Origin of the sequence: Microcystis sp. M179S2 (genome assembly GCF_020245805.1) — a bacterium.
Lineage (GTDB): Bacteria > Cyanobacteriota > Cyanobacteriia > Cyanobacteriales > Microcystaceae > Microcystis > Microcystis aeruginosa.
On the sequence record NZ_JADBUE010000104.1, the window covers coordinates 1 to 3,354 of the forward strand.

Genomic DNA, 3,354 nt, shown 5'->3' on the forward strand with positions numbered 1-3,354 from the left:
CATTACGGGACAAAGGGTTAACCTCGATTTATGATTTTCCTTGATCTATCTGGGTTTCAGCGATTTTGGGCTTCTCGAAGTAAATCCCAAGCAGGGATTGGGGTTGAGGCTTTTCTCGATTTGTTTTTTGTCTAAGTCCCACTAACACTCGCAATAGGCAACTCGTACAACTTGCTGCATTGTTGGGACAAAATAAGTTTAGTGAAGCTGATACTCTCTTAAAGAAATTTGCTGCTGAAACTCAAAGCCTTGTGGCTGATTTTGCCACTATTATGAGCCAAGTCGATTTGAATTTCCTTGAGACAGCTTATAAAGCTATTGAGGCTCGATATTTCCAGTTGGCTGATTTCTGTATTCAATTTCAACTGCTGACTCATCCAGAAACAAGCTTATCAGTAATCGGTGAGGGACTAAGGCTAAGAAAAACTGAATTTGTTCAAGACATAAACTCATATGTAAAGGTGGAACCGACGGTTAAGGTTCCACCCGACAAATTGGCAGGTGGAGAAGCGGATTTAAACAGAAAATATATCGGCAACCCGGGTTATTTTAACTTGAATAAAGGGAGTATTAAGGGTGGGAAGTTTATTGATGCTATTCCTAGTCCGCCTACACCCCGTCGGCCGCCTAATAGCGTAACAATTGAACGCCACACTCGAATCGAATTCCCATCAGAATGTGTTCTTGAGCAAAAAGCTGAGTTAAAGATTCAGCTAACTCAAGAGATTCCAAAATTTACTCGTGTTCCAGAAAAAATTTGGCTTACAGTAGGACTTAATACTAAGCAAGTTAAACTAAATGTCAAGGTTACTGCTCCAGCATTTGCCATAAGACCTTATCAGCAGCAGTTGACTGTTCCAGTTAAAGGCGATTCCAACGAAGTGATTTTTACCCTTGTTCCTCTTGAAAGAGGTGAGCAAGTTATTGAGATTGAGTTTTTCAGAGGAGCAACAAGAGTTGGGTATGTAATCGTTCAAACTAACGTAACTTTCTCATCATATCATGAAATATCGCCAAAAGTTTTATCAATGGAAGACCCAATTGATGGTCTCAAAAACTTAGAAAGTATGACGGTTAATCCCGATAAACATACACTTAATGTTACTTGGATTGAGAGAGAAAGTAAATTACTCTATACTATCTTCCCTGCCAATCGCTTAGGCGAGTGGGAGAAAACAATTCCTAATATTCAGCAACAAATTGAAGATGATTTGCGAAGTTTGAATGCTTTCCTGACAGAAGTAGTGCAACAAGGAAACCCCTCTGATGAGCGTTGGGAGAGTATCTGTTTCAATCTTCAGAGTGTTGGCGCTAACTTGTTCGAGATGTTAATTCCCTCTGAAGTGGCCAAACAAATGGGAACTTGGAAGATTGGTTCTCCTGTCATTATCTCCACTAATGAACAGTGGATTCCTTGGGAATTAATGTACGACGGCGAAGATTTTTGGGGAAAGAAGTTTATTATTGCTCGCTCTCCTCGCCTCAGCGATAGTCAAGATTTACCAAAAAGAAATAGACCTGAAAGTAAGGGAAAAAGACAAATCAAGCGGATTGTCAATATTGTCGGTGGAGATGTACCTTCCTCGGAAGCAGAGCGAGCTACCCATCTATTCTCTAATCTTCTCCCCCCGGAAGCGGTACACTTGTTAGCTAAACAGCCAATTTCGTCCCTTGTAAAAGCTATTCCAGGCACAGATGCGCTTCATTTTACCTGTCACGGACATTTAGAACCGCACCTACTCCAAATTGCTGGCGATAAAAACAAAACCCGAATTGAAAACTTGCTCCCTGAAACCATCCAAAGGCTACCCCTTGAGCCGGGTAGTCTTGTGTTTGCTAACGCCTGTGCTTCAACCGTTCCCGTGTTAACCTTTGGAAAATTTAGCAGTTTTGGCTGGAAATTTTATCAGCGTGGTGCAGATGCTTTCATTGGAACTTTAGGAGCCGTACCAGTGAAATATGCCGTCAACTTTGCCGAAATTGTTTACCGTGAATTATTCAACCCAGATGAGAAAATTACTATCGGACAGGCTGTAGCCAAAGCCAAAGAAGTTGCAGCCAACGAAAGAAACTTATTCTGGCTACTGTATTGTATTTATGGCGATCCAGATTTCTCGATTGTACAGCAAAAAAATTCCAAGGAGGAAGACCATGCCAATTAAAGTATATGCCACAGCCGTCGATCCAGCTTCAGTTAGTAGCTTACAAACTGAGGATGAGGAAATCCTGACTACTTTGGGACCACAAGAGGAAACCGTCGCAGTTCAGTTGCAAGAACTCTTTGAATCTGTCATGGAAGCTCTTTCTAGTAAGGTAGATGTAGAAAGTCAGTTGACTGTTGAAATTAATGGTTCAGTCAGCCTAAAGGCGAAGGGAGAACTCAAATATCTGTTTTTCAACATTGGAGCAGAAACAGCCAATACAAACACGATGAAAGTTACCCTATCTACAACTTTGCAGCCAAAAATACAGAAAACGAAGTAAATGTCCACCATTAAAACAAAAAGCCAGAGGTCGGTATCCGGTCTCTCAAAGAAAACGGGTTTCTCAAAGAGTTTCTCAAAGAAACCCGTTTTCTAGATATTGATTTTTGCCAAAGACTGCTTAAATTCTGCGAGAGAATTAGCGATAGCTGCTAATTTTAGTAGCTCTTCTAAGATAGTAGGGTTAGTCATTTTGCCGATTATCTCGTCAATTTCTAAAGAAATCTCTCCAAACCGCACAGTTAAAACTGTTTTTATGGCATCGCGGCTTTTTTCTAACGCTCCAATTTCCTTACCAATTTCCTTACCAATTTCCTTGCCTATTTCTTTACCGCGTTCTATCCCTAGTAACTCCCCAATTTCCTTACCAATTTCCTTACCCTGTTCTATCCCTCGTAACTCCATATTACTCATTAAAGGCATGGTTCTTTCCTCCTCAAATTGTTTGATTTTACTCTCTAAGCTTGACTGTAATTCAGGGGATAAAGTCATCATATTGTCGATGATTTCAAACAGTTTACTAAGTAAGGTAGGTATTACCCACACTACTTATTTATGATGATACTAAAAGACTTCCTACACTCCTCAAAAGAATTTACTATAAGTGCGGCTTTTAACATCTCTTCTAAAACCGAAATAACTGAAGCATCATTGAGACATTGTCCAATATCTCCAGGGATATCGCCTAGTCGGTTTTCCAAAACTTTTTTCACAAAATCACGAGCATTTTCTAACGCTCCAATTTCCTTACCGCGTTCTATCCCTCGTAACTCCCCAATTTCCTCACCAATTTTCCTTCCTCGCAACTCCATATTACTCATTAAAGGCATGGTTCTTTCCTCCTCAAATTGTTTGATTTTACTCTCTAAAC

At 40.3% G+C, this 3,354-nt stretch carries 2 protein-coding genes and 2 pseudogenes; 2 read left to right on the plus strand and 2 right to left on the minus strand.

The features are described from left to right. Nucleotides 1–179 precede the first annotated feature (179 nt). Nucleotides 180–2,162: a CHAT domain-containing protein gene (locus tag IM500_RS05970; RefSeq protein ID WP_287737965.1), complete on the plus strand. Its 1,983-nt coding sequence runs from the start codon at nt 180–182 to the stop codon at nt 2,160–2,162. Continuing rightward, nucleotides 2,152–2,484: a hypothetical protein gene (locus IM500_RS05975; RefSeq protein WP_002760882.1), complete on the plus strand. Its 333-nt coding sequence runs from the start codon at nt 2,152–2,154 to the stop codon at nt 2,482–2,484. Before IM500_RS05970 ends, IM500_RS05975 begins: the two co-directional genes overlap by 11 nt. 92 nt (nt 2,485–2,576) lie before the next feature. On the opposite strand, the pseudogene IM500_RS05980 reads toward IM500_RS05975, so the two are convergent. Together IM500_RS05980 and IM500_RS05985 are read right to left on the minus strand one after the other, a co-directional pair. Then, nucleotides 2,577–3,002: pseudogene (locus IM500_RS05980) on the minus strand (hypothetical protein); the annotation flags it as partial. Between the two features lie 26 nt (nt 3,003–3,028). After that, nucleotides 3,029–3,354, minus strand: a pseudogene (locus IM500_RS05985) (hypothetical protein); the annotation flags it as partial.